27 protein-coding genes and 3 tRNA genes are annotated in these 25,533 nt (G+C 40.4%); 9 read left to right on the plus strand and 21 right to left on the minus strand.

Annotated elements, in window-relative coordinates; genetic code table 11:
* Positions 1-76: 76 nt before the first annotated feature.
* Positions 77-1,408, minus strand: a complete 1,332-nt coding sequence (locus tag I6N90_RS03740; protein ID WP_197934147.1) for a PhoH family protein — start codon at positions 1,406-1,408, stop codon at positions 77-79.
* Between the two features lie 113 nt (positions 1,409-1,521).
* Between I6N90_RS03740 and I6N90_RS03745 the strand changes: the two genes are divergently transcribed.
* Positions 1,522-2,094 (plus strand): YhcN/YlaJ family sporulation lipoprotein, encoded by a 573-nt coding sequence (locus I6N90_RS03745; protein WP_197934148.1) that lies wholly within the window; start codon positions 1,522-1,524, stop codon positions 2,092-2,094.
* Between the two features lie 194 nt (positions 2,095-2,288).
* Here I6N90_RS03745 and I6N90_RS03750 read toward each other — a convergent pair whose 3' ends face one another.
* The 6 genes from I6N90_RS03750 to I6N90_RS03775 form a co-directional block, all read right to left on the minus strand.
* Positions 2,289-3,347 (minus strand): LCP family protein, encoded by a 1,059-nt coding sequence (locus tag I6N90_RS03750; RefSeq protein ID WP_197934149.1) that lies wholly within the window; start codon positions 3,345-3,347, stop codon positions 2,289-2,291.
* Positions 3,348-3,363: 16 nt separating this feature from the next.
* The gene (locus I6N90_RS03755; RefSeq protein WP_197934150.1) at positions 3,364-3,636 is read right to left on the minus strand and encodes a hypothetical protein; all 273 of its coding nucleotides are present in this window, start codon (positions 3,634-3,636) and stop codon (positions 3,364-3,366) included.
* Complete coding sequence (locus I6N90_RS03760; RefSeq protein WP_197934151.1) at positions 3,633-3,944, minus strand: YlaH-like family protein; 312 nt, start codon at positions 3,942-3,944, stop codon at positions 3,633-3,635. Before I6N90_RS03760 ends, I6N90_RS03755 begins: the two co-directional genes overlap by 4 nt.
* A gap of 61 nt (positions 3,945-4,005) precedes the next feature.
* Positions 4,006-5,850, minus strand: coding sequence for a translational GTPase TypA (gene typA, locus I6N90_RS03765; RefSeq protein ID WP_197934152.1), 1,845 nt, complete (start codon positions 5,848-5,850; stop codon positions 4,006-4,008).
* A 38-nt stretch (positions 5,851-5,888) separates the two neighbouring features.
* Positions 5,889-6,371, minus strand: coding sequence for a hypothetical protein (locus I6N90_RS03770; RefSeq protein ID WP_197934153.1), 483 nt, complete (start codon positions 6,369-6,371; stop codon positions 5,889-5,891).
* 168 nt (positions 6,372-6,539) lie between these two features.
* Positions 6,540-7,199, minus strand: coding sequence for a TerC family protein (locus tag I6N90_RS03775; protein WP_197934154.1), 660 nt, complete (start codon positions 7,197-7,199; stop codon positions 6,540-6,542).
* A 137-nt stretch (positions 7,200-7,336) separates the two neighbouring features.
* Here I6N90_RS03775 and I6N90_RS03780 point away from each other — a divergent pair, with 137 nt between their 5' ends.
* Complete coding sequence (locus I6N90_RS03780) at positions 7,337-8,047, plus strand: TerC family protein (protein ID WP_197934155.1); 711 nt, start codon at positions 7,337-7,339, stop codon at positions 8,045-8,047.
* Between the two features lie 72 nt (positions 8,048-8,119).
* On the opposite strand, the gene thiI is transcribed toward I6N90_RS03780, so the two are convergent.
* The 3 genes from thiI to I6N90_RS03795 form a co-directional block, all read right to left on the minus strand.
* Positions 8,120-9,340, minus strand: coding sequence for a tRNA uracil 4-sulfurtransferase ThiI (gene thiI, locus I6N90_RS03785; protein ID WP_197934156.1), 1,221 nt, complete (start codon positions 9,338-9,340; stop codon positions 8,120-8,122).
* Entirely contained in the window at positions 9,337-10,488 is a 1,152-nt protein-coding gene (locus tag I6N90_RS03790; RefSeq protein ID WP_197934157.1) for a cysteine desulfurase family protein, read from the minus strand. The genes thiI and I6N90_RS03790 overlap by 4 nt, the downstream gene beginning before the upstream one ends.
* Before the next feature lie 99 nt (positions 10,489-10,587).
* Entirely contained in the window at positions 10,588-11,292 is a 705-nt protein-coding gene (locus I6N90_RS03795) for a lytic transglycosylase domain-containing protein (RefSeq protein WP_197934158.1), read from the minus strand.
* A gap of 253 nt (positions 11,293-11,545) precedes the next feature.
* On the opposite strand from I6N90_RS03795, the gene I6N90_RS25380 reads away from it, so the two are divergent.
* The gene (locus tag I6N90_RS25380; protein WP_442950930.1) at positions 11,546-12,034 is read left to right on the plus strand and encodes a CPBP family intramembrane glutamic endopeptidase; all 489 of its coding nucleotides are present in this window, start codon (positions 11,546-11,548) and stop codon (positions 12,032-12,034) included.
* 92 nt (positions 12,035-12,126) lie between these two features.
* On the opposite strand, the gene I6N90_RS03805 is transcribed toward I6N90_RS25380, so the two are convergent.
* The 8 genes from I6N90_RS03805 to I6N90_RS03840 form a co-directional block, all read right to left on the minus strand.
* Positions 12,127-12,906, minus strand: a complete 780-nt coding sequence (locus I6N90_RS03805) for a carbonic anhydrase family protein (RefSeq protein ID WP_197934160.1) — start codon at positions 12,904-12,906, stop codon at positions 12,127-12,129.
* Positions 12,907-13,178: 272 nt separating this feature from the next.
* Positions 13,179-14,786, minus strand: coding sequence for a DUF2339 domain-containing protein (locus tag I6N90_RS03810; protein WP_197934161.1), 1,608 nt, complete (start codon positions 14,784-14,786; stop codon positions 13,179-13,181).
* 1 nt (position 14,787) lies between these two features.
* Positions 14,788-15,477: a YwaF family protein gene (locus tag I6N90_RS03815; RefSeq protein WP_197934162.1), complete on the minus strand. Its 690-nt coding sequence runs from the start codon at positions 15,475-15,477 to the stop codon at positions 14,788-14,790.
* A gap of 101 nt (positions 15,478-15,578) precedes the next feature.
* Positions 15,579-16,259: a response regulator gene (locus I6N90_RS03820; RefSeq protein WP_197934163.1), complete on the minus strand. Its 681-nt coding sequence runs from the start codon at positions 16,257-16,259 to the stop codon at positions 15,579-15,581.
* Positions 16,252-17,652 (minus strand): sensor histidine kinase, encoded by a 1,401-nt coding sequence (locus tag I6N90_RS03825; protein WP_197934164.1) that lies wholly within the window; start codon positions 17,650-17,652, stop codon positions 16,252-16,254. Before I6N90_RS03825 ends, I6N90_RS03820 begins: the two co-directional genes overlap by 8 nt.
* A 22-nt stretch (positions 17,653-17,674) precedes the next feature.
* Positions 17,675-18,406, minus strand: coding sequence for a DUF6081 family protein (locus I6N90_RS03830; RefSeq protein ID WP_197934165.1), 732 nt, complete (start codon positions 18,404-18,406; stop codon positions 17,675-17,677).
* A gap of 32 nt (positions 18,407-18,438) precedes the next feature.
* On the minus strand, positions 18,439-19,353 hold the full coding sequence (locus tag I6N90_RS03835; RefSeq protein WP_197934166.1) for a prenyltransferase: 915 nt from the start codon (positions 19,351-19,353) through the stop codon (positions 18,439-18,441).
* A 9-nt stretch (positions 19,354-19,362) separates the two neighbouring features.
* On the minus strand, positions 19,363-20,112 hold the full coding sequence (locus I6N90_RS03840; protein ID WP_197934167.1) for a DUF1836 domain-containing protein: 750 nt from the start codon (positions 20,110-20,112) through the stop codon (positions 19,363-19,365).
* 238 nt (positions 20,113-20,350) lie between these two features.
* Here I6N90_RS03840 and I6N90_RS03845 point away from each other — a divergent pair, with 238 nt between their 5' ends.
* Positions 20,351-21,670, plus strand: coding sequence for a hemolysin family protein (locus I6N90_RS03845; RefSeq protein WP_197934168.1), 1,320 nt, complete (start codon positions 20,351-20,353; stop codon positions 21,668-21,670).
* An 85-nt stretch (positions 21,671-21,755) separates the two neighbouring features.
* Here I6N90_RS03845 and I6N90_RS03850 read toward each other — a convergent pair whose 3' ends face one another.
* On the minus strand, positions 21,756-22,178 hold the full coding sequence (locus tag I6N90_RS03850) for a GNAT family N-acetyltransferase (protein ID WP_197934169.1): 423 nt from the start codon (positions 22,176-22,178) through the stop codon (positions 21,756-21,758).
* A gap of 26 nt (positions 22,179-22,204) precedes the next feature.
* Complete coding sequence (locus I6N90_RS03855) at positions 22,205-22,699, minus strand: pyridoxamine 5'-phosphate oxidase family protein (protein ID WP_197934170.1); 495 nt, start codon at positions 22,697-22,699, stop codon at positions 22,205-22,207.
* Between the two features lie 109 nt (positions 22,700-22,808).
* On the opposite strand from I6N90_RS03855, the gene pdxR reads away from it, so the two are divergent.
* The 4 genes from pdxR (at position 22,809) to I6N90_RS03875 (ending at position 24,577) form a co-directional block, all read left to right on the plus strand.
* Positions 22,809-24,227: a MocR-like pyridoxine biosynthesis transcription factor PdxR gene (gene pdxR / locus I6N90_RS03860; protein ID WP_232242514.1), complete on the plus strand. Its 1,419-nt coding sequence runs from the start codon at positions 22,809-22,811 to the stop codon at positions 24,225-24,227.
* A gap of 88 nt (positions 24,228-24,315) precedes the next feature.
* A tRNA-Thr gene (locus I6N90_RS03865) sits at positions 24,316-24,391 on the plus strand.
* A gap of 26 nt (positions 24,392-24,417) precedes the next feature.
* Positions 24,418-24,493, plus strand: a tRNA-Thr gene (locus I6N90_RS03870).
* Between the two features lie 7 nt (positions 24,494-24,500).
* Positions 24,501-24,577: transfer RNA gene (locus I6N90_RS03875), tRNA-Pro, on the plus strand.
* Positions 24,578-24,734: 157 nt separating this feature from the next.
* On the opposite strand, the gene I6N90_RS25025 is transcribed toward I6N90_RS03875, so the two are convergent.
* A complete protein-coding gene (locus I6N90_RS25025; RefSeq protein WP_269669421.1) occupies positions 24,735-24,857 on the minus strand; it encodes a hypothetical protein in 123 nt (40 codons plus the stop codon).
* Between the two features lie 387 nt (positions 24,858-25,244).
* On the opposite strand from I6N90_RS25025, the gene I6N90_RS03880 reads away from it, so the two are divergent.
* Complete coding sequence (locus I6N90_RS03880) at positions 25,245-25,454, plus strand: DUF2536 family protein (RefSeq protein ID WP_197934171.1); 210 nt, start codon at positions 25,245-25,247, stop codon at positions 25,452-25,454.
* Positions 25,455-25,533: the final 79 nt, after the last annotated feature.

A 25,533-nucleotide genomic window follows, 5' to 3' on the forward strand; every position in this document is an offset into this window, starting at 1 on the left:
AAATAAAGCGCTCCGCATAGGTAGATTTCTCTACTTATGCGTTAGCGCCTTAACGATTATGATGCTACATTTAATGTTAGAGAAGGTCCGCTGCTTGCTGAGCAAGCTTGGAACGTTCACCCTTTTCAAGCGTCATATGACCACTTATATTCTCTTGCTTAAATCGTTCCACGATATGGGTTAACCCGTTGCTAATTGAGTCTAGATAAGGGTGATCGATTTGTCCAGGGTCTCCCATGAGTACAATTTTACTTCCTTCACCTACACGCGACACAATCGTTTTCACTTCATGTTTGGTCAAATTTTGTGCTTCGTCAATAATGATGAACTGACCTGGAATTGATCGTCCACGTATATACGTTAACGCTTCGACTTGTATACTTCCCATTCCCATCAATATTTTATCGATATCGCCAGCCTTTTTTGTATCGAACAAAAACTCCAAATTATCATAGATGGGCTGCATCCATGGTCTAAGTTTTTCTTCCTTTTCACCTGGCAAGTAACCGATGTCCTTACCCATTGGAACGACTGGCCTAGCAATTAGCAGCTTTTTATATTTATGATCATCTTCAACCTTTAGAAGTCCCGCTGCAAGAGCAAGCAACGTCTTGCCCGTACCAGCTTTACCAGATAAAGTGACGAGTGGAATATCATCGTTGAGCAAAAGTTCCAAAGCCATGCGCTGCTGTGCGTTGCGAGCTGTTATCCCCCATACAGGATCATTACTTAAATACAGTGGCTCAAGTCTGTTGCCATCTTGACTTACTTTTAATAATGCTGACTTGGAAGTGCCGAGTTCATCACGGAGTATAATAAACTCATTTGGATTCAATTTCTGCTTTAGTTGCAGATGATTTACACTTAGAAATCGATAAGAATAAAATTCATCAATCACCGAAGGATGTACATGTAGCGTCCATTGACCTGTATAAAATTCTGAAGAATCGATAATTCGATCAGACAAATAATCTTGTGCTTGTAAACCAAGCACATCAGCTTTGATCCTCACGAGCACATCTTTACTTACCATCACGACATCTTGTTTCTCCGTAGCATTCTGTTGCTCCATATGATAATTGAGTGCTACAGCTAAAATTCGGTTGTCATTAGACATTTCGCCGAACATCTCTTGGACACGAATAAAGCTTCTGTGATTGAGCTCCACTTTTAATACTCCACCATTTGGCAAAATAATTCCTTCATGAAGATGACCTTGCTCACGCATTTTATCTAATAGTCTAGAAACGGTTCGTGCATTACGCCCCAATTCGTCCGCAAGCCGCTTCTTAGAGTCTATTTCCTCGAGTACTACTGCGGGAATAATGATCTCGTTATCGTCGAATGAAAAAAGAGATTGTGGATCATGTAGCAATACGTTGGTGTCGAGCACGAATATTTTTTTCATGAGAACCCTCCCGGCATCTGATATACAATTGCATACATAGCCTCAGTTGACAGCGGACAAACTACTTCATAAGCAAATCCGCGATCAACAACAAAATAAATGAGGTGGAATACATGAGTAAGTGGTTAACTGCTACACTTGTCATTATGATCTTGGTTTCTGGCTGTGGCAATGGAACAAAAAATGAGACATCACCCTCTTCGCATAATAATCACAATTTACAGGCAAAGCAGAACGAGAGTGGCAAGAAGTTAATACAAGACCGGGCACAAGTTGAAGTTCATCTGGAAGAGCTTGCAAAAGGTATTGAAGGGGTAAAAAACGCACATTGCGTCATTGTGGGTAATACTGCTGTCGTCGGAATTGATGTGGATGGCTCACTTGATCGCTCGCGTGTAGGGATTATCAAGTATTCAGTTGCGGAAGCGTTCCGTAACGATCCTTACGGTATAGACGCTCTTGTTACGGCAGACATCGATATTGCAAGCCGTCTAAATGAGATCGGAACTGACATTAAAAATGGCCGGCCTATATCCGGCTTTGCAGAGGAACTCGCTGACATTATGGGTAGACTCATCCCGCAAATACCTCGTGATGTGATGCCTTCACAGGTGAACGGACACAATCGTGTTAAAGGAAAACATTCCAATACGAACCATCCAGCTCCAGTCAATCAATTACGGTAATGATGCCCAAAAGGCACAAAAAGCCTAGTGATTAATCACTAGGCTTTTTGTTTATTAGGAGGACAGTATGAATCCATACTCGCGAACTTCTCTCGATTACTTCTTTGTTCATCCGCATGACCACCTTCTGAATTAGAATTCAAAAGCAGTTACTTAGCTCTTATTATAACTTTAAGATGAATACTGGTCTACGGTCACTCTGCCAATCTTTTGTTTAATTCCGCTTTTACATTAGCAAGACTTGTTTCATCTGCAATTACATGTGGACTCTTCCAAGTACCTTCAAGAGACAGGAAAGTAATATCATTACTACGGATAGTAAAATATTTCTCGAGCATTCTGCTGATCTCTTTCTTAGGCATATCTACACTAATATTGTTAGCTGCCGCATCGATTACAGAGCCAACTTTCGGAACGCCCCCAAGGCTCAAAAGCTTATCAAGGATAGCGCTCACTACTTCGCTCTGCCTGCGGTTACGATCGAAGTCGCTAGACTGTTCTCCCCCACCATTCGACTTGCGGTAACGAACAAAATCAAGCGCTTTTTTGCCGTCTAATACTTGTATGCCAGGTTCTAAGTCTATATTCGTACCATCATGAGAATCAGTATATTTCATCCTCATATCTACGTTGACCTTAACCCCTCCAACAGCATCTACGACGTCAGAGAATCCTTGGAAGTTAATCGTTGCAGCATATTGAATATTGATGTCAAAGTAATCGCCAAAAACTTCTTTAACAACCTTTTTGGCAGCGAGCTCAGCATCTTCCTTGTCTTTGCCTTCTTGCCTTGCAACGTTATAGAAAGAAGCATAATAGCTATTCGCTTTACGGCCACGATAGTCTTTTACATCTACATATGTATCACGTGGTATCGAAACGACGGTCGCTTTTTTGGTAGTTGGATTAAACGCGGCCACCATCATAACATCGGTATTAAGTGAGCCACCTTTTTCACGGGTATCAATTCCCATCAAAACCATTGCAACGGGTTTTGCCTTTACCGATTCACCAACAGGTACTTCTTCTACTTTGTTATCATTCACGCCAATGGTACTAATCGCATCGTTCGTTTTATACACCAAATAACCAAGGACTGCGGCTACAATGAGCAGCAGTCCTATTAGAAGCTTGATAAACGTTCGGAAAAACGAACGTTTCTTCTTTGGTTTTTTGGGCTTTTTCGCCTTTGTAGGCGGAACGGAGCCGCGCGATCCCGAGCGTGGAGGCAAAGATGTCGATCCTTGGCTCATCTGTTCCACCCTCAAATCAATTGTATTTGGGATTTGCAACTATATCTTGAAGCAGTTGTTCGCAAGCCTCACGTGGATATAGCTGCAGCTTAACACGTTCATCCTTTTCATATTTCACATGAATCATGGTGTCATCCGTCTTCGTAATGACAAATGAACCTAGACCATGATCCTCACGTAAAATTTGTTCAAAAAATGCTAATGTGTTGTTTGCTGCCTCATCATCAGGTCTTGCATTTGCAACGATCTGAATTTGAAGCCAGTTAAAAAGCGCATCCTCTAGTCTCATTTGCCACTCTCCGCATGTTGAGATTCGGTTTTTGCAGCTTTTCCACCCTTCCACTTGTCATACAGTTGGCGGCCGCGCAACATAAGCATCATCAGAACAGCAATGCTCATACATTGAATGATCGGCAACTTATCTACTTGCAATATCATCAAGATGAAGGAACCAAAAATCATCAAAAGATAGACAAGTATTTCCTTCAGAATCGGCAATTTCTGCTGTGCTCGGAAAACTTGATTAAATATATAAATCGTGAATCCAAGTATGATCAAATAGGAAACGAGTTTATGATCACTCAGCCATGCTTGCATCCTTATACCTCCTAAGCCTTAAGCCTAAGGTTTGCCGAACAAACCTCATTCATATCTTAGATTAAACGCCAGCCTGTTGTGCTGATTTACGATTCTTCTCAGCACGCTCGCGCTCGCTCTTCACTAGTAGTTTTTTACGAAGACGAATCGATTTTGGAGTAATTTCGCAATACTCATCATCGTTCAAATATTCAAGAGCTTGCTCCAAGGAGAAGATTACAGGTGTTTTAAGCTTAACTGTATCGTCTTTACCAGCGGAACGAACGTTTGATAGTTGTTTTTCTTTACAGATGTTAACGATGATGTCGTTATCACGGTTGTGCTCGCCTACGATCATACCTTCGTAAATTTCTGCACCTGGCTCAAGGAACATATAACCACGATCCTCAACACCCAGCATGCCGTAGAATGTTGATGTACCATTTTCACTTGCAACTAGCACGCCTTGATGACGGCCGCCTACGCCTGTTCCAGCAAGTGGACCATAGCTGTCAAATGCATGGTTCATAATACCATAACCGCGAGTAAGTGTAAGGAAGGACGTACGGTAACCGATTAGTCCACGAGCTGGAATAATGAACTCTAGACGTACTTGACCGTTTCCGTGATTGATCATGTTAACCATTTCAGCCTTACGAGATCCAAGGCTTTCCATTACAGCTCCCATGCTTTCTTCAGGCAGGTCAATCAACATTTTTTCGTACGGCTCTTGTTTAATTCCGTCGATCTCTTTTACGATAACCTCAGGCTTGGACACTTGAAGCTCATATCCTTCGCGACGCATGTTTTCGATCAAGATACCAAGGTGAAGCTCACCACGTCCAGAAACGACAAATGCATCCGGGCTATCTGTTTCTTCAACACGAAGTGCTACATCTGTTTCTAGCTCTTTGAACAAACGCTCACGAATCTTACGGGAAGTAACCCATTTACCTTCACGACCTGCAAACGGACTGTTGTTAACAAGGAATGTCATTTGCAAAGTTGGCTCATCGATTTTAATAACTGGCAATGCTTCAGGATTTTGTGGATCAGCGATTGTTTCTCCAATGTTGATCTCACGAATACCAGCGATTGCAACGATATCACCAGCACCAGCTTCTGGGATTTCTACACGTTTCAAGCCTGAGAAACCAAATAGTTTCTCGATGCGAGCTTGTTTAACTTTTCCATCATGATCGATAACAGCAACTGATTGACCTTGCTTGATCGTTCCGCGGTTAACGCGACCAATCGCGATTCGGCCCAAGTACTCATTATAGTCAAGAAGAGTAACCAAATATTGCAATGGCTCCTCAACATTTTCAGTTGGTGAAGGAATATGTTCTACAATGGTTTCGTACAATGCCATCATATCAGTGTCCTGTTTCTCAGGATCAAGGCTTGATGTACCGTTCAGTGCAGATGCGTATACAACAGGGAATTCCAGTTGCTCATCGTTTGCACCAAGCTCGATAAAGAGGTCAAGAACTTCATCAATTACTTCAGACGGTCTTGCATTCGGACGGTCAATTTTGTTAACGACAACGATTGGTGTAACATTGTGCTCTAGTGCTTTGCGCAATACGAACTTCGTTTGCGGCATACAACCTTCGAAAGCATCTACAACAAGTAGAACGCCATCAACCATTTTCATAATCCGCTCAACTTCACCGCCAAAGTCAGCATGTCCTGGCGTATCCATAATGTTGATCAAGAAGTTTTTGTAGTTAATCGCAGTGTTTTTCGCCAAAATGGTAATACCGCGCTCGCGCTCTAGATCATTGGAATCCATTGCACGTTCTTGTACTGCTTCATGATCTCTAAATGTGCCCGACTGTTGTAACAGTTTGTCGACCAAAGTCGTTTTGCCATGGTCAACGTGAGCTATAATTGCGATATTGCGTAAGTTCTCTCTTGCTTGCATAAGAAATAATCCACTCCAATTGTTTATTTAAATACCACTTACCAACGCTTACGTTTACCAAACATCATCCACGCACCCGCTGCAATAAATAAAACTGCAACAAGATATATTCCCCAGCTCCACATCAGGCTGATCACGAGGAACAAAACAGATGCGGCTGCGAGCGCGATTGATGCTCTGAATACGACACGCGGTATTGATGAACCGAACATGTAATATTCATAAAGACCTGCGGCAATGCCGAGTATAAACATCGGCCACAAATACTTCAAGCTCTCCCAACCGAAAATGTTGCAAATGACAAATAGCAATGCGTAAACAACGAGCATTCCGCCAGGCACTAACATAACTGCCGGAATCACTCTGCCAAAATAGAGCACATGCAGCAGCACTCCCGGAATCAAAACGAGCAAAGGCCAGAAAATAGCCCCCAAGAAGCTGAATACCCCTATTTTGCCCAACAATATAACGATCCCGACAATCAGCAAAATAATTCCAGCGGAATATTTGTTTGTAGGCATACCCATTCCGCTCCTTACAACATCGATCGTATAGACAGACGAAAGACGCCAGTTTTTATCTTTATTAGTTTATAGGAAGTGAGGCAAAAATACCAGTAATACATGTTGGTAAGCACAAAAAAAACCGCCTCAGCTAATAAACTGGGGCGATTTTCCTCAAAATAGACATTATTTCGTCCTTTTCCGCAAAATAGAAAGAATAATGACAAACGGTACACAAAGCAGAGGAATAAGCTCTGATAACATTGGCGAACCATGAAACAACACGCGTTCCAGACCAGGATCATGCATAAGCATCTCTCCTGCAGCAAAAGCAAGCAGTGCAGCTCCAATATACGCAACAAATGGAAACTTCTGCAGAATCGTCCCCAATAATTGGCTTCCCCAAATGATCATAGGTATGGATAACGCTATACCGAGCAATATAAGAACGAGATCACCTTCTGCCACCGCTGCAATAGCAAGCACATTATCTAAACTCATAATGACGTCAGCTGTAACGATCGTCCAAATTGCTGCACCTATTGTAGTCGCCTTCTTTACATGATGTGTATCCTGATCGCCTCCCGCTTCTGCGAGTAACTTGACGGAAATATAGAGAAGCATTACTGCACCTACAGCTTGTAAATAAGGAATCTGGAGCAGCTGCAACGCAACAACAGTCATCAAACATCTTAAACCTACTGCAGCGAATGCTCCCCACCAAATGGCTCGCTTTCTTTGTTCAATTGGAAGTTGCTGGCTTGCCATTGCAATAACAATTGCATTATCTCCGCTAAGCAGTACATTAATTAATACAATTTCGAGAAAAATAAGAGCGTTGTCCATTCGGTATTCCCCCTCTATAACAGAGGTATGTACAAGCTAATGGGAATATGTCCAAAAAAAATATGAACACATCTTCCCGAATGAACGTATTTATTGTAGACTTCATTAAGCATAGATATAGAAAGGAGGAAAATTTAATGGATTTTTTCACGGCCGAGTTTTTTACAGCCTTATTGACAATCGTGTTCATCGACCTAATTTTGGCTGGTGATAACGCCATTGTTATAGGGCTAGCTGCACGCAAGTTGCCTCCTCAACAACAAAAGCAAGCTGTTATTTGGGGAACAGTAGGTGCAGTAGGTATTCGTGTTATCGCAACACTTCTTGTTGTTCAATTGCTTGCGGTACCTTGGCTTAACCTAGCTGGTGGTTTGTTGCTACTTTGGATAGCATATAAGTTGCTCATTCAAGATGGCGCTCACGACAACATCACTGCCGGCAACACGCTGTGGCAGTCCATCCGCACAATTATTATTGCGGACGCAGCGATGGGCATCGACAACGTAATTGCTGTAGCAGGTGCGGCTCATGGATCTCCGGAGCATGAGATGGTGCTAATCGTTCTTGGTTTGCTAATCAGTGTTCCTGTTGTCGTTTGGGGTAGTACACTATTCATCAAACTTATTAACAAGTTTGAATGGATCGTGTATGTCGGTTCCGCAGTACTTGCTTACACAGCGGCTAAGATGATTACACATGAGAAGAAGTTTGGTGGTTATTTCGAAGACAACAAACTTATTTACTGGGGATTCATCGCAGTAGTTGTTGTATTAACTGTAGGTGGCGGATACTTAATGAACAAACGTAAACAAGCAGCTAGTGCACAAAAAAGTAGCCAAACCCATTAAGGGAAGGCACTAAAAAAGCAGTAAATCTCATACCATGAGAATTACTGCTTTTTTCTTTTCTGCAAATGAATTTTAGAACCAGCTATCTTCTCCAGCCTTTTGAGCTGATGTAGCACTGTCCGGTGTCAAAATCATTTGTTCTGTTCCTTCGATAGCTGTTTTAATCATTTCTTCCAAACCAGATAAACCTGCTTCCGCTCGCTCAACCGCTAACAAGTTGGGATTAATGCTTGGCGATTTAGGAAGGAACAACGTACAACAATCCTCGTAAGGTAATATCGACGTCTCAAACGTTCCGATCTTAACTGCTATGTCAATAATTTCACTTTTATCCATCATAATAAGGGGCTTAATTAACGGTAGCACCGTTGCTCTGCCAATAACATTCATGCTTTGCAATGTCTGGCTAGCAACTTGTCCTAAGCTTTCACCCGTTACTATTCCGTTAGCACCATTACGTTCAGCAAGCTGCTCCGTTATTCGAAGCATGATCCGGCGCATTAGCGTAATCAGATAACTTTCATTTCTCGATGAAGCAAGCATCGTTTGTATTTCTGTAAAAGGAACAAGATGAAGCTTTATCGGTACTCCACTGAAATAAGACAGCCGCTTCGCTAGCTCAATAACTTTATCCTTCGCTTGTTCACTCGTAAACGGATAGCTGTGGAAATGGACCGCTTCCAGCTCAAGTCCTTTTCTCATCGCACTCCAACCTGCTACAGGACTATCAATTCCTCCAGATAAAAGCAACATTGCTTTCCCATTGGAACCAAACGGAAATCCTCCAACAGCAGGAATCACTTCACAGAATATATAAGTAGATTCTTCTTGAATATCAACCCGCAGTTCGATTTCTGGGTTCCTTACATCTACCGTTAAATCTGGGAATGATCTTAAGATGTGAGCACCAACCAAATGGTTCATTTCATGAGAGCTGTGCGGGTACTTTTTCCATGCCCGTTTCGCGCTAACCTTGAACGTTTTAGGGGGTGTCTCTAGCGCAGTCATCACGGACATCGCTGCCGCTCTAATGGCTTCTAGTTCCGTATCCGTTCTTAATACTGGACTTAATGAAATTAATCCAAATAGATCTTTAACCCGATCAGCAATAGCCTCATACGGATGACCGTTAAGTTTTATATATAAACGACCAAATGTTTTCCAGTATGTTAATCCTTCATAAGCTACAAGTGCATTTTTCACTTGACCAAGCATCTTTTTTTCGAATTGATTGCGATTTTTACCTTTCATCGTCAGGTCGCCGTATCGCAATACGATTTGATCATAAATCAATAGTTAGAACCCCTCTCAAGCGGCTTTAGCTGCCCTATAATGCGTGTTAGTGCAAGGGATAGCTCTTCAATATGTCTGTCCTCATGTTCGTCTCCAAGACTAATTCGAATGCCTCCAGCAGCGTGCATTTCACTAGCGCCTAATGCAAGCAGCACACGACTTGGTTTATTCTCCTTGGACGAACACGCTGATTTTGTTGATGCTATTATACCATTCTGCTCAAGCATATGAACGATTACCTCTGGCTTCATTCCTGGATAGGAAAAATGAATGATATGGGAAGCAAGCGGCTCTGTTCCATTTAACTTAAGCTCTGGCTTTGATTCAATAAAGGTTCTAAGTTGCTGACTTAATTGCTTCATTCGAATGTTTCTTTGAAGGCTTCCCTCTACGGACATTCGCAAAGCTTTTGCAGATGCAACGATAGCAGGTACATTTTCAGTTCCTGAACGGAAACCAAGTTCATGAGAACCTCCTGATGACAGAGGCGTAAGTTTAACCCCTTCTCGAACATATAAGAAACCTACTCCACGTGGTCCACGGAGCTTATGTGCTGATCCACTAACTAAATCAATGCCCCAGCTATCTGGGTCAAGTGGAATTTTACCCAAACTTTGTACAGCATCGACATGGAACAACGTCTTTGGATAATCTTTCAGTAATTGGCCGATCTCCTCTATTGGTTGAATCGTTCCAATCTCGTTGTTTACATGCATAATGCTTACCAATATCGTTTCTTTCGTTAGCGCAGCCCTAACATCTTCAACATTCACATGTCCAGATGAGCTTACTGGCAAATAGGTGACTCGGTATCCCTCAGACTCCAATTGCTTCATTGCCTCATGTATAGATGCATGTTCAATACCCGTCGTAATAATATGATTTCCACGAGAGCGATATTGTTTGGCAACACCTTTAATAGCCAAGTTGTTAGATTCCGTACCACCAGATGTAAATAGCCAGCTTCCTTTTGTCGTGCCGAGCTGATCAGCGATTAATGCCCTTGATCGCCCAATTAATCCCGCTGCTTCAAGTCCTCCTGCATGTAGCGAGGATGGATTTGCATAGTGTTTTCTCATTACTTGCACCATCGTCTCTATAACCTCTTCATATGGTGGCGTTGAAGCACTATGGTCGAAATAAAGCATAATTGTTCCCCCTCTCTTACATGTTCAAATAAAAAGAAAAAGATCAACGTTGACCTCCGCTCAATCTTTGCGGAGCATCCAACGTGATCTTAAAACACATTATAGTTTCGCTTCCTGTACCTTCACAATATAACGCTGAGTTTCTCTCGGTAGCTCGTGAAGGTTAGCTTGAAGCTCCTCATTTGTTGATATGCTAAGTCGATCTATTCTTCCAGGACCCGCATTATATGCGGCTAGCGCCACCAATTCATTGCCATCATACTTCTTCATAAGTAATGACAAGTATCGTGTTCCACCATCTACATTTTGCTCTGGATCAAATGAATTAGATACGCCCAGTCCTCTTGCAGTTCCATCCATTAATTGCATAAGGCCTTTTGCACCAGCATGTGATTCAGCTTGCGGGTTAAAGCCAGATTCCGTCGCGATTACCGCATGAATCAAGGATGGATCTACACCATACTTAGACGCTGCATTCCCGATGAGATTCGCAAAAGGTGTCCCTTGTAGTGCAGTTGCCGATAAGGACTGATTGGATGAGACCTCAAGTGGAGTTGCCTCCGTGATACCATATTGTGCAACCTGTGCCCAAATTTCATTGGACCAGACTGGAACGTTAGTGTCCGATGTTTCATCTATCGACGTTTGGCCTGAAATCTGTGCTGACAATAACTTATTAAATAAGGAAGCTTCCTTGTTATCTACTTGATCCTGAGATGACTTCTTCGATAAAGGTCTGAAGTCTAAATTTGGCGCAAGCTGAGCTTGCAGCATCGCTTTCATCGTGCGTGGATCTATACTCATGAATGTTGCCCCCTAATTCAAGTCAAAAGACGTACATGAGTGATATCGGTTTTTATTGTACATGTTTTTAGAGCTTCCTGCTAGTCAGCGGCAAAATTATCATAATTATTTCATCGAAATAACGAAATTATATTCCTCCTAGTACACGCTCACCTCGCAAAACAACCACATTCGACTCCAGTCTAGGCGAAAACTTAGACCATCGTCTGATCTACTTAAGGTAAATATGTTATAAAGTGGAAAATTTAGTGAATTGCATTTAATTCGAGAGGATGGTAAAAATCATGCTACTTTTGAGAAAATAGCAATGCGAGGTCTGATATATGATGTCTTACGACATCGATTTCCTGCATGGTTAGCCGTGTTATTTCAATCCTTGCTATTTTTAGCTGTCCCTATAGCACTCACTCTGATTCAAACGCTTATAGCACCTATTCATGTATTCAAAATAGACTTGTCGTATATCCTGATATTATTTTTCTTCGGAATATGTTTACAGCTACTTCGTTTATGGACCGGAAGTCTCTGGACGTCGATTGGTTTTCACATTGCGTACTTAGAAATCGGCAGGTTTGTGCTCGGGTCGCGTGAAGTTGGGGCACCGTCAATCTTAACCTTCCACGAATCATTGCTCGGAATCAGTAGCCATATTAGTTTAGGTATGAATATTATTGGGGCTATCATTCTATCAATCGTGATATTAAGTTCGAAGCGTCTTAGGCTAAAGATTACTAAACACTAATCTACTTGCATAAAGAAAAACCTACAAATCCACTTTCATAATGGCTTTGTAGGTTTTTTGTCGTTTTGCTATTACGTAAACTTTTTGTCTAACTACTTCACGTAGATGGTACGGCCGTTGAGAGGTTTTGTATTCCGATCATTATGTGCAAAATTTGCGTTATACTTAGCCAAATCCGTATTCAAAATTTTAATTGGAGTATGAAAAACGTACCACTTGATACCTTCCGTAAACGGACAAGTTGTTAATGATCCGTCATAATGATAATAACTTCTTGAATTGGCATCTGGCAGTAGCAAGTTTAAGTCGATTGATGAGGAAGGAGTAACTGAAGCGTTTGATACAGGAATTGTGTCTAACAAGGCCGTTAACGTTTCGTTAACATCTGCTGGTCCTGTAACAGACTCCACGAACACTCCGATTACAACGTTTTGTCCGCTGGTGCTTTGATGCTTAATATGAATTTCCATCGGGTATTCAGTCCCGTTCAAGTGATGCTCGCTTTTGGTATGGAAATGAAATTCTGTTAATTTATAATCTACGCTGTTGATTGTTATTTTGCTTCCTGACGCAGGGAAACTGGGATTATCAATTACAGAAATCTCATGTCCTCCCTTATTAGTGATTTTAGGCAAAAAAGCTGGGTAGAATATCGATTGAATTTCTTTATTTGAGGGTATCGCTGTTAGTGGAGCAACCAGATCAATAGGGGATTGACTTGTTCCAATTACGGGATCAATGCATGTTTCTGAGTTAATAGAAACTACTTCTGGACTTCCTCTCTCACCCGTAGGTGCTCCCATAACTGGCCAGACGACAGTTGCAGACAAAACTAACGACAACAACACAACCTTAAACCATTTCAATTTCATACTTTTTCCCTACCTTCATTTTATAATGAAGAAGAAATTTCAGTATGCAACCGCTTTCAATAGTTAGGAATTTCTTCCTCTCATTCATTAGTATAAGCCTATTACCTACTGGCGTATATGGTTAAATTCTACTATAAATGAACGCTATGAAACTATATTCCCGATATTAGTTGGTGTTTGATGAATTTAGAGACTATCCCCTCTGTAGAATTACATACTTATGAGATAGTCTCATTATTATTTTCAGACGTTTATTTACATTTCATGCTACGTTACTCATTCATTACCGGCAGGTCAGCTTGTTGCGGTTGAGGTTGAAGTTGCGACTGTGGTTCTGTATGTTTCCACTTGCCATTAATCCACGTAATAAGAAAAGATATTGCACCTAATATAAGAAGAATAAGTACTTTAAACAGTGCATCTTCTCCACTTAAATCCATAAATATCGCTTTTATAGCAACTAGAATAAGTACAACTGAGCCGAAATATCGGAATGTTCGTTCATTATAATAAGCGCCCCATAGAACTAGAATGACGGCATATAGCGCCCATACAACGGATAATGTTAAGTCCATATAAACGTCAGGCACTTCTTGTAAATACTCTGTAAACACATTTTGAATTTGTCTAGCCATCAATCCCCCAACAATAAAATGAGATAATAATGCGAACGTACGAGACAAATTTCGTTTTGCTTTATTACTCATACCTTGCATTTGTAGTCCCTTCGAAAAATAGAAGCCTAAAGCGGCAAACATTATCCACGCAAATGCTCCCCAATTAAGAAAAGGAATATAGGTACCGAACCATTCGCCCCGCGGTGAAGTCCAAGTAATTGCATACCAGTATACGCCAACATAAAACCAAATTAATACTGCAGCAATTGTAGCAATAACTGACTTTTTCACATAACCAACTGCAGTTAATATATAGGCGTATACACACCACGTGATAACGGTAAACAAAACTCCTTCACCAAAGCTCTGGATTGACAAAAGAGACAATACTAAACCAGCCACTCCAAATAACATAGAAGCTACAGTAACACGTTCACCAAGCTTATAGATACTAAAACCAGATAACATATACACAACACCATAGAACAATAATACATATCCGAAGTCTACTTCATCAAACAAGATCCATAATGACCATAAACCAAAAATGATACCATTTGGGATATTTAGATACAGATCTACACCATCAATATTTTGTTTCCTTTTCCAAGCAGTTACTAACATACTTAAAGTAAAGAAGAGAAATATGGCAATCGCATAACGGATCGATATACTTTCTAACCCTCTCACAAATGGATCGAAATGAATATAATAGACAACAAACATAAGCCATGTGCCGATAAAGCTGACAATTCGAAGTTCAATCCAATGTTTAATAATACTTAAATAAACGAATGCAGAATTAAGGACTAACAAATATAGAAACAACGTAAATACTTGATCAGATTCCGGTTGCAACATCAGCGGCGCTAACATCCCACCAGCCAAAGCTATATTCATGAGTAATCTTGACTGGCATTGGTGTGCGTAATAGGCTATTCCAATTGTAATAACAATCATTCCGAGCGTTACAACTATTGGCTCCCACAGGGAATAATAAATGCCTGCAAATGTGAATGTAGTGTACAGAATACACGCTCCAATGCCGAATATTATTTCTCCTGTAGGTTCATTTGGCTTACGCTGTAAAAACCTGATTCCTATATAACTGACAGTAGCTCCTGAAAATAATCCTAGACTAATTTTCATTAAATCTGTCATCCAGCCCATACCTATCGTATATTGAAATAACGTTATAACTGCTGCAACGATAAACACAGCGCCAAGCAAAGAAGTCCAATGTTTTTGCAAAACATTTTTCATCTTACTTCCTCCTAGTCATTTTATGGATAAGCTCAGTGATTCCAAGCAGCACCAAACACATTGCAATAGCGAGTAGCTCCATCTGAAGTAAATACCAAGGCCATGGTGCGAGTGCATCGAGTAATGAAGCTGATGCTGGCTTACGAGCAAGAAACATAAAATTGGTCGTACCAGTAACAATGTTCACAATAGCAGCAGGAATGGCTAACACATGAATCCATAACAACGCGCTGAACACCGATCGAATCGTTGGCCGATATTGCTCTACTACAAGTAAAAAGAGCGCGGTTGCTATAATCCCGATATGTGCGATAAAAAAGTGAAAATATCTGAACTGTGGAAACGCTTGATCTAAGCTAGGCGTTATTAATGCTTGTAGAGCCCCTAAACTACCTAAGAAAAAAACAATTGCATACAGTTTTTTCACTCGAAACGCTAGTACAATAGCTGATAGTAGAAGTGTAATACTACATAACTCGAATGGAAGTGACTCAGCCCCCCAGCTCCCTCCTACTATATATGTTGCTTGCAAAGTCACTTCACAGCCTAAAAGCAGGACAGCCATGAACCATCGAAACTTACCATTCAGCTTAGGACCCCTTAGTTGTTTGCGATATACGATTATGGCGACAAATATAACTACCCCAACAAATAGTGCGGCATAATGTTCAATTGAAAACATTTCAAACATGTAACGCCTCCTCAATACTAATTTCGTACGAATTAGTATCTGACAATAAGGCAATTTTTACATGTAAAATGCAAAAAAAATAGTACCAACAATTTATGGTACTATCTCCCTTTATTTTCTTTATCTAATAATCCCATTTCTTTCAGCTTGCTAGCTGCTTCCTTGGAACCTTCCATACCCAGTTTCTTCAAAATATGATTCACATGGTTTTTTACAGTCCTCAGTGTAATAAACTGCTTCTCGGCAATTTGCGGCTGTGAATAACCTTGGTCAATTAAACTTAACAGCTGAAGCTCAGAAGGTGTAATCAGGTCTCCCATCTTTTTCGCTTCAAAATCACGTTCCATTGCCCTCAGCCTACGGAACTCTTCCCGTAATTGCTCTGCAGCAGTCGCGCTGATCGGTGATTGTTTACTATACGCTGCTCTAACAGCATCCGGGATTTGTTCAAAGTTTGATTTTAATTGATAATCAATTGCCCCTGCTTGAAATGACTTTAAAATAAGTTCCTTTTCTTCCATTGAAGTAAGCATTATGATACGTGCACCTGTTGCTAAGGCAGTTTCTTCAGCAAGTAGAACTCCTTCAGGTTTACCTTGAATCATAATATCCATTAGTACTACATCCACATTCCCATCAGAATGACTTAAAGCTTCCCTAAGCTCCTCACCAGTTGAAGCTGTCCATACAAGATTAAAGTCAGACTCACCCTTCAAAAAATCCGCTATACCTCTAAGCCAGTCCGGATCATCTTCAACAAGACCAATTCGAATATTACTCAACTACTTCACCTCCATTAACTAAATCTACCGAAACCCATTCTGCTTGCACCACTTTTTTGGGAAAACCCATATAAAAAGTTGTCCCTTCGCCTTTTTTGGATCGGAAATTAAGTGAGCCCTTATGTTTTCGCATCACGTGATAGGCGTAAGGTAAACCTAGACCAAAGTTATTACCACCTAATTTAGTCGTATAAAATGGTTCAAAAATACTCATACTTTCCACTCTATTCATACCTGGTCCACTATCTTTAATTTCAATAACTAACTCACGTTTCATATCTGTTATCGTAACTTCTAGCTTTCCAGCACCATTCATTGCCTCTACAGCATTTATAATTAGATTCGTAATTGCTTCTGATACTTGAGCATGATCAATCTTGCATTGCCAGCCAGCAACTAATGTAGTCGTTAATTGAACATTACCTAATGCAGGACGAAGTGTATGAAGTGTCCCTTCTACTAAGCTAGCAAGATCTCCTTGTTCTAGTTGAAGCTGAATATCTTCTGTTCTCTGATGTACACGTTGAACCATCTCCTCCATATGCCTAGACGCCGATAATATGGAATTGATATCTTCCAGCAAATCCATTTGATTTGTGGAGATGGCGTGACGCTTCATTTTCTCACCGAAAAGTCGCAGTTTACCTGCGTCATTTTTGATCGCATGATTTAACATAGCCGTCCCCGAAGTAACTGCTCTTAGTGTAGAGTCATATCGTTTTCTATCAATTAGTACACGCATCCCCATAAATCCATATGTAAAGAGGCCGCCAAAAAATATAGTTGCACCCACTACCACAATCCAAGTGTTATAGATCCACATACGCATCATACCCATACTTGGAAGGATGTAATTCATAAACATAACAAAGAGGACTGTAGGCAATACAGCGAAACAGACTATCCAGTGTGTACGTGCTAACATCGTTGGAGGGATACGTTTGGACAACACAATAATCGTACCTAATATAATGTAGGGCGCTGCCCACCATACAACAACATGATAGGTGATTGGATATTGTGTTGTATAAAAGGGTGTCGTCGCTATAGTGTAAAAGATTGGGATTAAAAGCAGTAGTGGAAGAAACAACGATAAAGCCCGGTTCAACGGGAAATTGCGGTATGAAAGTGCAAAGAGCAGGAAGAAATAAGGAATACCATAATAAGAAAACAAGGAAGAAAACACTTGCAGTTGATATATCATCAACTGTACACTTTCATTTGCACCCGCTTGAACAGCTTGCGGCAACCAATTATAATCGATCAGTGCCGCAAGAGCTCCCGTGCCGCCGCTAAAAGTAAGTGCGCCGAGTCGCTGATTAACAGCAGAACTCGGCTCAGACAGCCAAAGTATTGCCGCTATTGCAAATAAGGCAATAAGAACAAAAAGCATCTTACAGCTCCTTTACTACTCCTTAATCATTCACTTCTATCGTTATCGGTGACCACTCAGCAATTACGGTTTGTCCATGTACGGAAACACTGCCTTCTGGACCCAAATCTTTTTCCGTCATAATACCTAATGCTACGGTGAATTCATTAAACTTAACGGGTATATGTTGTTCTCTGCGGACTTCTACTCCATTTACATAGAATACAGCTTCATCATTATTTCGGTTATACGAAATTTTGTACGTATTAAATTCTCGCGGGATAAATGCTTCTTGATCTTCTTTGAAGACGCAGAAATAACGTGTCCCTTCAGTCTCAGGCACATTTACCCCAGGGAACGGCAATACACCATATACACTTGCGTATTGATCATTACTCGCAAAAAAGTCCAATGCGCCACCTGTTGTAAAATCAAGCAGATTTAACGAAACATAACCGTCATAAAGGTCACCAGCAACTGTATTTTGTGTTCTTGCTCGAATGTTCAGCTCAAAGCTAATTTCTCCGGTCTCTGGTACTACCACCGGTTTGGCAGAGTAATACATATGTTTTGCATTATCTAAAATTTGCACTTGATCATTCGATCTACTTAATGTGGCGCGGACATAAAGGATACTATTGCGCACAATAACGACTGCATTCGGCTCACGATATTTCCAAAACGAACCATCTGGAAGCGGGAACCCACCTATTTTCCAAACCTCACCATCGTTCAATATTGTATGAAAATCGCCTAACGTTTTACTATTATTCATTATATGCCCTCTTCTCTAATTGTCTATTGATTTTATTGTAAGGCTCCCTGAATGATCAGGACAGCTATTAATACGAGACCACAGCGCATCGTAGCTTTTAATGAGGCACCCATTAAAGGCAAATAAGCAACTGATTTATTATGCTCGTTCAAACGACCATAAACTATATATAATGGTATAGCTGTCGGAAGTGCAATCAAAGCGTATACTGGAAGAGCTTTGAATACGATACCCACAACTAATGATAAATACGCAAGGAAAAGCAACACTCTAGAAAATACTAATGCGCGTTTCTCTCCCCAGACGACAACTAATGTACGTTTACCCGCTTGTCTGTCACCTTCCCAGTGAAGAAAATGATGATTAAACAATATAAGCGTTGTAAGCAAACCAATCGGTAACGATAACAGTAGTGCTCGATAATCAAGTGCTGACGTTTGCACATAATACGCACCTACTACTGGGAGCACACCAAATGCAAGCAGTATCGCAAGTTCACTATAGCCTTTCCCTCTATAACCAAATCGAATTGGTGGAGCAACATAAAAGTATGCAATGAATGCACCTGCAAGTCCAAACATTAGCACAGCCCATCCGCTAAATAAGCTTAGAATTATACCGCAAAGGGCAGCAATGAAGAAGAGCAACCATGTAATCATTTTAAAGACCCCTATACTCCATGTACCGTTAGTCAAAAATCCGGAATTCGTGGATATTGCACCTTCTGTCCCTTTTGCAGCATCGTCCGTCCCATTATAATAATCCCACAAATCATTGATCATATTAGAAAATAGATGTGCTGCTCCTGCACCAATTAATGTGAGTACAAACAATATTGGACGAAATTGTCCTACCCAGACAAAAGCTCCCAACGCGCCAAGCACAACGGGAATGAGCATGACCGGTATCACCTTGAATCTAGATGCCTTCATAAATTGCTTCAACATGATTACTCACTACCCTTTCCTCATATATATAATCTCATGACAATATCGTCTAGCAAGTGTTTGAAAATACGCGGATTGTATTGAAATAACTGCAACAAATAAGATGTTGCTGAGTGCTGTATGTTGCTCTGCTGTTAAACCCAGTATGTTATCTGCAATAGTAGAAGCTTCTTCAACTATTATCTTCTCCAATTCATCCGCTTTCATCGTTCCCCAAATCGTCCTCTTGTCCAATTTTTCGTACATAGTTGCATACGCTGATAGTAAAATAAGCGGCGATACTAAATGTGCTGGTGACTTGTCTTCTTTTAGGCATGGTTCGAATAGAATAGAAAACAAATTTCTAATCGTCTCGAAATCTAGATTTGATTTCAAATCGTCAATGATTAACAACATTGCTGCTTGATTTAGAGAATATTTTTTCCCGGCAAGCGGACAATTGAAATAGGACTTAAAATCTCGTTTAACCCAGTTCTGCATTGATGTTGCCGATGCTGTAGAAAATTCAAGCAGATTGCCTAAGTCAGCAATTTCATGCAAGGAAAAGCCATTCCTCTCACTACATCTCATTAATTTCTCTATAATAGGTGGAAGAACAGGTGATGAAAGCAAACGCTCTGTATCATTTTTTTCAAATGTTGTAACTCGAACCTTTTTCCAAGCTTTTTGCAAAATGTCTTTTGCTTTATTTGCATTTGTTTCGTCCAGTGCGAGCAGGAGGGAAGCTAGCTCTTGGCGTGTAAGCGAATAGGATTCCATCTAAATAACCTCCAATTTCAAGCAATCAGTTCATATGAACTCATCTTAAGGCTGTGAAATAGAGTTGTAAAGACTCGAAAAACGATGAGAACGTTACTCCATAGTCCTGTAAATGCTTCTAATAGAGTCTCAAAGGCTTAGAGCGTCCCTTTTGACAGTTGTCATTACCTGTAATCTTTCGTTATAGTAATCATAAGTAAACAAAAATCCAAAAAACAAAGGGTAGTGAGATTCCGGAATGGATATTGGTATAGGACTTAATTTAATCATGATTGCAATTCTAATTTTATTAACTGCTTTTTTCGTCGCCACAGAGTTTGCCATTGTTAAGCTCAGGGGGAGCCGAATTGATCAGTTAGTGTTGGAGGGCCGGAAGAACGCATTAGCTGTTCAGAAGGTTACGAGCAATCTGGATGCCTACTTGTCGGCGTGTCAACTTGGTATTACGATTACAGCTCTTGGACTTGGTTTCTTGGGCGAACCGACAGTGGAAAAAATACTTTTACCCGTATTTAATGGACTAGAATTTAACGAAAATGTCAGCCATATTATTTCCATCGTTATCGCATTTATCTTTATTACATTTCTACATGTTGTCGTTGGTGAGTTAGCACCTAAATCACTTGCCATTCAGAAGGCTGAAGCGATCTCCTTCTTGACTGCAAAACCGATTATCTTTTTCCATAAACTAATGTACCCATTCATCTGGCTCTTGAACGGTTCTGCTAACGCACTTGTGCGCATGTTCGGATTAAAACCGATGAAAGAGCATGAAGATGCACATTCCGAGGAAGAAATTCAAATCATTCTTAACGAAAGTTACCAAAGCGGCAAAATCAACAATACCGAATTTGGTTATGTGAGCCGAATCTTCGCCTTCGATGAATTGTTGGCAAAAGAGATCATGGTACCTCGTACGGACATGATTTGCTTATATACGAACTATTCTCTAAAAGATAATTTAGATATTATTCGTCAAGAACAATATACACGATTCCCAGTTGCACTTGAGAGTAAAGATAATATCGTCGGTATGATAAATACGAAGCAACTTTTCCTTGAATATGAAGCGGATAAAGCATTTGAAATAAAAAAACTCATTCATCCTGTACTTAGCGTATCTGAGGTAACACCAGTAAAACTGTTATTGAAGAGAATGCAACTTGAACGTGTTCATATCGCAATATTGGTTGATGAATATGGTGGTACATCCGGACTTATAACAATTGAAGATATTCTTGAAGAAATTGTTGGCGAAATTCGTGACGAGTTTGATGCTGATGAACGTAAAGAAATCGAGCAATTAGCTGACAATTGTTATTTACTAGATGGCAAAGTACTTCTCGATGAACTTGGTGAACTTACTGGCATGAAGTTTGAAGAAGAAGACGTTGATACAATCGGTGGTTGGTTGTATAGCAAGCTCGTAGATCCAAAGCCGGGCAGAGAACATCATTATGAGCACTTAAAATTTATTATTCGTGAAACAAGTAAAAACCGTATACGGAAAATCGAGCTACAAATCGAGCATCCAGCATTGGAAGGCGAGTCAGCTTAGATAGTTCCTAGTTACAATAAGAAGCAGCCCTAATTAAATGGGGCTGCTTCTTTCGTTATTTGGGCTATGTGAAACATGATGTTAATTAATAAGATTTCTCAAAATGATGGCATGTTATTTTCATTTTTCTATTTAAGTAAAACCGATGCGCATCATATCTATGTACCCCAGAGTCTAGATGCATAGACACACAACGATTATTTATTAATTCATCATCCAACCAATCAAACAACTGTTTTGCATATCCTCTTGAACGTCTATCTTCATCCGTTATTAAATCGTCAATATACATATACTTGCCCCAAGCTAATGAATCACATATTCGGTAACCAGCGGATGCCTTTGCTTCCCCACCTTCTATTAGTACAATTAAATTGTAGCCGTACTCCAGTTGAAGTTGCTTGATTCTGCACAAATAGTTTTCTTCTTCAAGATGAGGACGTAACTGCTTCATCAATGGGTAGCTTGCAACTATATCTTCATCCGTTTTTGCAAGTATGACGGGCATGTATCTTCCTCATCTCTAGAAAATAATTATTCGTTCTCCTTAGCCGACTTATAACGAACAACTAACTTGAATACTGCAGTCTTACTTCCGAGCGATGAGCGATAACGCTCCATATGCGACTTCGCTAACGGGGAATTATAATATCCTGGTACATACTTATCCAACATCGCCTGCATCGCTTCCGTTGCTTCATCAATATCATATACAGCTTCTACATATCCAAATGCCATTACACTCATATACGCAGTATCTGTCTTTGCTGGGACTGGATCTGGTATTGTTCCATATGCCTCACTTATGGTAAAACATGCTTCGTTGTTTTTACCGATAATATCAATTTTGCGACCTTCATCAGCTCCATGGAAGTAAATAAACTCGTTTATCCAAACAAAATTAAGTGGAACAACATAAGGTTGTTGACCATCAGAAAGTCCCAAAAACCCTGTCTGAGCTTTTGCAACAAATTGTTCAATTTTAACTTGGTCGGTGCACTCTCGTTTTTTCATCCGAACTGTAAACATGAACCTCATCCCCTTCTCAATCTATATCTGTTGTGATATTGTCACTATATGACAACTGTGTCACCTTAAAAAGTGACAAAAACATTATTTACAAAGGGGTCAGAGAATAATGATGTTATCATTTACACCTTTATTGAACAAATCAGGAGACATTCCTCTTTATATTCAGCTTTATAAATATATACGCGATCAGATCGAGACAGGTAAGCTTTCAGCAGGTCTGAGCTTACCTTCGATCAGACAGCTTGCACAGCATCTTGTTCTGAGCAAAAACACAGTTGAATCCGCCTATAATCAACTACTTGCTGAAGGGTATGTAGAAAGTCGTGCACGAGGGGGATACACGATTCTCCCGCTTGAAGAGTTGTTGATGCCGAAACTTCCAGTTGAAAGAAATGCATCTCACCCTCCTCTACATCAACTAGAAAAGCATCACAGACCAGAATACGACTTCCGTTATGGAGACATCGCATTTGATCGCTTTCCACACGAACAATGGAAATCGTGTATCGCTCAGGCTCTTGCTTCTCCCCCATCATCCATATTGGGTTACGGGGACCCACTCGGCTTTTATGAGCTTCGTCAAGAAATTGCACAATATGTTTTCCAAACTCGAGGTGTTGTTTGCCATCCAGATCAACTTTTTATTAGTGCAGGTACACAACATGCGATCAGTATGATTGTTCAACTATTAGGACTACAACATTACCCGATTGCTATGGAAGAGCCAGGTTACTTCGGTGTCAAAACTGTGCTGCGCAATATGGGATGTAATCTACACCCCGTTACATTAGAACAGGATGGTATCAGTTTGGAGAAATTACAAACGACTGGAGTTAACACTGTTTATGTAACACCCTCACACCAATTTCCAATAGGTATGGTCATGCCAATCCAAAAGCGCCAACGATTATTACAATGGGCAGCTGAGAGAAATGGACTTATTATTGAAGACGATTATGACAGCGAGTTTCGATACAATAGTCAACCCATTCCCTCTTTAAAGGCGCTTGATAAAAATGAACATGTCATTTATTTAGGGACATTCTCTAAGTCATTCCTACCAGCAGCAAGACTCAGCTACATTATTTTGCCTACTCCCCAAATGAATAAAGTACGGGATAAGCTGTCGAACTACAGTCAAGCGGTTTCACCAATGATTCAACACGCGATATGGCTGTTTATGAAGTATGGATTCTTTGCAAGGCATGTTCGCAAAATGAAACGAATCTATCAAGCGAGACACAAGGCATTGACCGACGCCATTAGGGTCAGGATGGGTGATTGTGTTGAAATCATTGGCGATCAGTCCGGTATGCATCTCTTGCTTAATGTAAAAAAACGAAATAACGAAGAACTTCTTCGGCTAGCCGAAGAAGTAAATTGTAGAGTTTATACGCCGAGCAAACACTGGAACATTCCTTCTGAATGCCCTGAATCATATGTTATGCTTGGCTTCGGTGGATTGACGGAGCAACAGCTGCAAGAAGGAATCGATCGACTTAACAAGGTTTGGTTCCATCAGTAAGTTTTTAGAAAATTTAAACTTCAAAAAAAGGCTTGCAATTATTATTGGTAATATGCAATAATACATCTTGTGTTCAAGAAAAAAACACGCCGTTGTAGCTCAACTGGTAGAGCAACTGACTTGTAATCAGTAGGTTGGGGGTTCAAGTCCTCTCGACGGCACCATTTTTTCCCGGACGTAACTAAGATTCGCCGTTGTAGCTCAACTGGTAGAGCAACTGACTTGTAATCAGTAGGTTGGGGGTTCAAGTCCTCTCGACGGCACCATCTTTTCCGGGACGTAGCTCAGCTTGGTAGAGCACCTGGTTTGGGACCAGGGGGTCGCATGTTCAAATCGTGTCGTCCCGACCATTACCACGAACTTATGAAATACATATAACAAAGGAAGCTCTCCACACTGATCAAATCAGATGGAGAGCTTTTTTTATTCATTTAAAAAAACGGAACTCGCTGAGGAGAACATATGCTCACTCATCAAGTTCCGTTCTTTATTCCTATGTTAGATAAATCATTTATCCGACTCATCCCATTTTTTCGAGTACGCTTTTTTTGTCACCCATAACGTAACCCACGTTACTAATGCAATAATAATAGCTGAGAAAATCCAAACCGACACTGGAACATTAGCCATGCTTGTCCCCCCTCTCCTCTTCTTTATTTTACAATATTTCTATGCTTATATTCATAACAGTCGTTAACAATTAACGAACATTTTTGTAAACTAGCCCCGACGCATCGTACCGAGCCACATATCAGGTGTCAGGCATCTACGGAACAAGAGGAATAACACTAATGGTGGAATGCTAATTAAAGCAGCCATTTGGAGATTCTTTGTGAATTAGCTCAGAAGTCATTTGAATTGGAGCTTGTGGTTCCATTTTTTAAATCCTCCCAATGTAAGGATGTATTTTTTTTCTAAAAGATACCATAATATTATGTTTATGTATATCGATTAGTTGGATTTATTCATTAATAATCGTATAATTATTATGTATTGGAAGTTGAGGAGGAACGTTTAATGGAATTTAGATTAGATTTAATGGAAACGAAAATTGAATTTTTTGAAGCAGCAGATTTAAAGTCACTAGAGTCCAGAATAGAGAAGTCGATCGATATTAATAAAGCACTTATGCTTGATGTTTATTCCATTTCTCATCAGGCAGCGTTTAATCACCGTACGGAAAAGATGCATTTCAGTGCAGTTGTACATTTTAAGATCAAGCGATAATTTGAGTATACATGCAAAAAACGGACTTCGGGATGAATTCCCCTTAGTCCGTTTTTTACGTTTATTTCTAAACCGTTAA

This window comes from Paenibacillus sp. GSMTC-2017, from assembly GCF_016019935.1.
GTDB lineage: Bacteria > Bacillota > Bacilli > Paenibacillales > Paenibacillaceae > Pristimantibacillus.